Here is a 3,782-nt window from a genome sequence, read left to right as displayed (position 1 = left end):
GACGCCGCTGCGGCGATGCGTCTGTCGGCGCGCGGCTTTCACCGCGTGCTCCGCGTTGCCCGGACCATCGCCGACCTCGCCGGCGCCGAGCAGGTCGGCCGGATCCACGTCGCCGAAGCGCTCAGCTATCGCCGCCAGGCGCCGCGCAATTGATCGGTTGCCGAGCGGCGCCGGAAGTAGCATCGCGAGGACCATGAACGAGTTTTCTCCAGTCGCAGAGTTGGCTGAGACGATCTTCGACCTGCCGACGCCGGCGCTGCTCCTCGACCGTCGTAAGCTGGAGACCAACGCCCAGCGCATGCGTTCGCGAGTCCAGCAGCTTGGCGTCGCGCTCCGACCGCACGTGAAGACCTCGAAGTCGATAGATGTGCTGCAAGTCCTGGCGGGCGCGGACGGCGTGCCGATCACCGTCTCGACGCTCGCCGAGGCACGCTATTTCTTCGCAAACGGCGTGCGCGACATTCTCTACGCGGTCGGGATCGCGCCGGTGAAGCTTCCGCAAGTCGCCGTGTTGATCCGCGCCGGATGCGCCCTGCGCCTGATCCTGGACAGCATCGATGCGGCTGACGCTGTCCAGGCGTTCGCAAGCGCCGAAGGCCTAACGATCGAGGCGCTGATCGAGGTCGACACCGACGGCCGCCGCGCCGGAGTTGCTCCCGATGACGATCTCCTGACCGAAGTGGCGCGGCGCCTTGGCCCCGGGCTCGCGGGCGTAATGACCCATGCCGGCGGCTCCTATTCGGGGCGCACGCTCAGCGAGTTCGAGGAGATTGCCGAGCGCGAGCGCGCCGGAGCGGTGACCGCGGCCGGGCGGCTCCGTGACGCCGGCTTCCCGGCAGGGATCGTCAGCGTCGGCTCGACCCCGACGGTCCACTACGCCCGCACGCTCGACGGCGTCACCGAAGCGCGGGCGGGCGTCTATGCGTTCGGCGACCTCGTCCAGGCACAGCTCGGCACCTGCGGCGTCGGCGATATCGCCATCTCGGTGCTGACCAGCATCATCGGCCACAATCGCGCGCATGGCCGAGTCCTCGTCGACGCCGGCTTCTTGGCATTGAGCCGCGACCGCGGCACCGCCGATTTTCCGGTCGACTGGGGGTACGGCGCGGTGTGCGACGCCGCCACCGGCGAGCCGATCGAGGGCGTGCGCGTCGAATCGACCAACCAGGAGCATGGGATCATCACGGCTTTGGAGGGCGAACTCGACTTTTCGCGGTTCCCTATCGGCGACCGCGTGACGATTCTTCCCAACCATGCGTGCGCGACAGCGGCTGCCTACGACCGCTATTTCGTAACTCAGGGCGACGGACGCGTTTCCGGCGTGTGGGATCGCGTCAACGGCTGGTGAGCGCGAGCCAAGCGCGAAAGGTTGCGATTATGAAATGAACGGTTAGCATCCGCTCGTTCATCAGGGGGAGAGCAAGCAATGAATCCGAACAGCATGACTCCGGTCGACTGGGCAAAGCGGCCGATCCTCGAAAAATATGCCGACTTCACCGGTCGTGCGCCGCGCGCAGAATATTGGTGGTATGTGCTCGGGCTGATCATCGCATTTGTGGTGCTCAGCATTATCGAGGGCATCCTCGGGATCAAAGGGATGGTGTTCGGCGTCTATGGGCCGCTGACATGTTTGCTGTGGCTCGCGACGATCGTACCCGGGATCGCGGTCGGCGTGCGCCGGCTTCACGACACCAGCCGCAGCGGCTGGTGGATCCTGCTCCCGATCGTTCCTTACGCGCTGGCGATGATCCTTGGCGGACCGGCGATCATGGCCGGCGGCCTGGGCGCAGGGCTCGGCATCGCTGCATTGTTCCTGTTCGTCGGCTTCATCTGCGCGATCGTCCTGCTGGTCTTCATGGTCCTGCCGGGCTCGCCGGGCGAGAATCGCTACGGCCCGAACCCGTACGGTGACGGCCCGGAAGCCGCGGTTGCCGCCGAATAGCTGCAACGGTTGCTGCTGCGGGCACGCCTCGCTAGCTAGGGCTTCGCGTGCCCCTGTGGCGGAATGGTAGACGCGCTCGACTCAAAATCGAGTTCCTTCACCGGAGTGTCCGTTCGAGTCGGACCAGGGGCACCAATCCGCTGGCGGGCGGGGTGAGCGCACATTATGCTGCCGCCGATGGACGCGCGAACCCGCAAGCAGCAGCAGCTCGACGAAGGGCGTGGCGATGACCTGCCGGTCCTGGCCGAGGCCAACGCCAAGCGCGACCGGCTCCTCGCCGCGCTCTCGCTGATCGTTGGCATCGGCGTCGCCGTCGCGCTGCCGTTCGCGCTGCGCGCCGGGGCAGAGTTCTTCATGCCGGTCACCGCGGCGCTGGTGATCGCGATCGCACTGGTACCGCTGCTCGAATGGTTCGAGCGCCGCGGCATGCCGTCGAAGGCCGCCGCCGGGCTGTGCGTCATCATCTTCCTGATGCTCGCGATCTTCGCGATCGGTTCGATTGTGATCCCGGCCAGCGACTGGGTCGCGCAGGTGCCGAACAAGATCGACCGCGTACGCACCGCGCTCGACCCGGTGTTCGACCTCTACAAGAACCTCGACCGGTTCATCGACCGCATCGCCACCCAGATCCAGCTCACGCGCGGCGGCCAGGGGCGGTCGGTGACCATCGAACAGCCTAACTCGGTGATGGGTCTGCTCGCGACCTCCGCGCCACACCTCCTCATCCAGCTGTTCTTCTCGCTGCTGGTGATCTTCTTCTTCCTTGCCGGCTGGACGACCATGCGCAAGCGGACGATCGTCAGCCGCGGCAGCTTCGAGGGCGCGCTCACCACCGCCCGCGTGATCCAGCAGGTGGTCGACGCGACCTCGACCTATCTCGGCACGATCACGCTCATCAATGTCGGCCTCGGCGCGCTGACCGCTACGGCATTGTGGTGGCTTGGAATGCCTTCGGCGGTGATGTGGGGCGGCATCGTCGCGGTCGCCAACTACATCCCGTATCTCGGCCCGATCGTCGCGGCGCTTCTGCTGTTCGTCGGCGGGCTGATGACCTTCCCCGACGTGTGGGGCGCGCTCATGCCGCCGGCGGTGTTCATCGGCTTCCACCTGATCGAAGCGAACTTCTTCACGCCGATGGTGGTTGGGCACAGGCTGACGATCAGCCCGCTCTCGATCCTCATCTCGCTGTCCTTCTGGGCGTGGGTGTGGGGGACGACGGGCGCGCTTCTCGCGGTCCCGCTGCTGATCATCATGAAGACGATTTTCGCCGCGGCCGGCACCCCGGACATCGCCGGATTCCTGTTCGAGAAAGGCACGCTGACGCATGCCGGCGAAGAGGACGAGGAAGAGGTCGAGGAGCGGCAGGAAATGGAGCCGGCGATGGTTGACACTCCCAAGGCCCTCTCCTAGTCGCCCCCCACGCCAAAAACGCGGGTGTAGCTCAGTTGGTTAGAGCGCCGGCCTGTCACGCCGGAGGTCGCGGGTTCGAGCCCCGTCACTCGCGCCACTTCCCACATCGCCACCGTCTGGATAGACCGGCTGCCCATGGCCGGCCGCGCGTCCGCTTTCGCCGTTCTGGGGCTCGATCCGGGAGCCGACGCCGCGGCCATCGAGGCGGCCTACAGGCGCCTCATCAAGCAGCATCACCCCGACCGCGAAGGCGGCGATTCGGGCCGCGCCGCAGAGATCATCCGTGCCTACCGCGAGCTTCGCGGCGGAAGGGCGGTGAGCGACCCGCTCCAGTTCAACGAGCAGTTCGGAGTTCTCCGCAGGCGCCCGCGCTGGCCGCTCGCCGCGCTGGTTGCCGGGGCTGGCGTCGGCGCTCTCGTCCTGGCGATGG

5 protein-coding genes and 2 tRNA genes are annotated in these 3,782 nt (G+C 66.9%); all 7 read left to right on the top strand.

What is annotated here, in order from left to right:
- Positions 1-153, top strand: a 153-nt coding sequence (locus GH737_RS13590) for a magnesium chelatase subunit ChlI family protein (protein ID WP_155265325.1), incomplete at its 5' end; no start/stop codon positions are given.
- Positions 154-193: 40 nt separating this feature from the next.
- On the top strand, positions 194-1,348 hold the full coding sequence (locus GH737_RS13585; protein WP_155265324.1) for an alanine racemase: 1,155 nt from the start codon (positions 194-196) through the stop codon (positions 1,346-1,348).
- Between the two features lie 78 nt (positions 1,349-1,426).
- Entirely contained in the window at positions 1,427-1,942 is a 516-nt protein-coding gene (locus tag GH737_RS13580; protein ID WP_230558818.1) for a DUF805 domain-containing protein, read from the top strand.
- Between the two features lie 49 nt (positions 1,943-1,991).
- A tRNA-Leu gene (locus GH737_RS13575) sits at positions 1,992-2,077 on the top strand.
- Positions 2,078-2,119: 42 nt separating this feature from the next.
- Entirely contained in the window at positions 2,120-3,352 is a 1,233-nt protein-coding gene (locus GH737_RS13570) for an AI-2E family transporter (protein ID WP_196233192.1), read from the top strand.
- A gap of 20 nt (positions 3,353-3,372) precedes the next feature.
- Positions 3,373-3,449 (top strand) — tRNA-Asp (locus GH737_RS13565).
- A 38-nt stretch (positions 3,450-3,487) separates the two neighbouring features.
- Positions 3,488-3,782 (top strand): J domain-containing protein (locus tag GH737_RS13560; protein ID WP_155265322.1); only part of this gene is annotated, 295 nt, incomplete at its 3' end.

The organism is Sphingomonas segetis (assembly GCF_009720245.1).
Classification (GTDB): domain Bacteria; phylum Pseudomonadota; class Alphaproteobacteria; order Sphingomonadales; family Sphingomonadaceae; genus Sphingomicrobium; species Sphingomicrobium segetis.
This window is presented reverse-complemented; position numbering and strand designations above follow the sequence as displayed.

Excerpts from the sequence above, each read along its gene's own strand:
- GH737_RS13585 (WP_155265324.1), top strand. The coding sequence starts at position 194 with ATGAACGAGTTTTCTCCAGTCGCAGAGTTGGCTGAGACGATCTTCGAC.
- GH737_RS13580 (WP_230558818.1), top strand. The coding sequence starts at position 1,427 with ATGAATCCGAACAGCATGACTCCGGTCGACTGGGCAAAGCGGCCGATC.
- GH737_RS13570 (WP_196233192.1), top strand. The coding sequence starts at position 2,120 with ATGGACGCGCGAACCCGCAAGCAGCAGCAGCTCGACGAAGGGCGTGGC.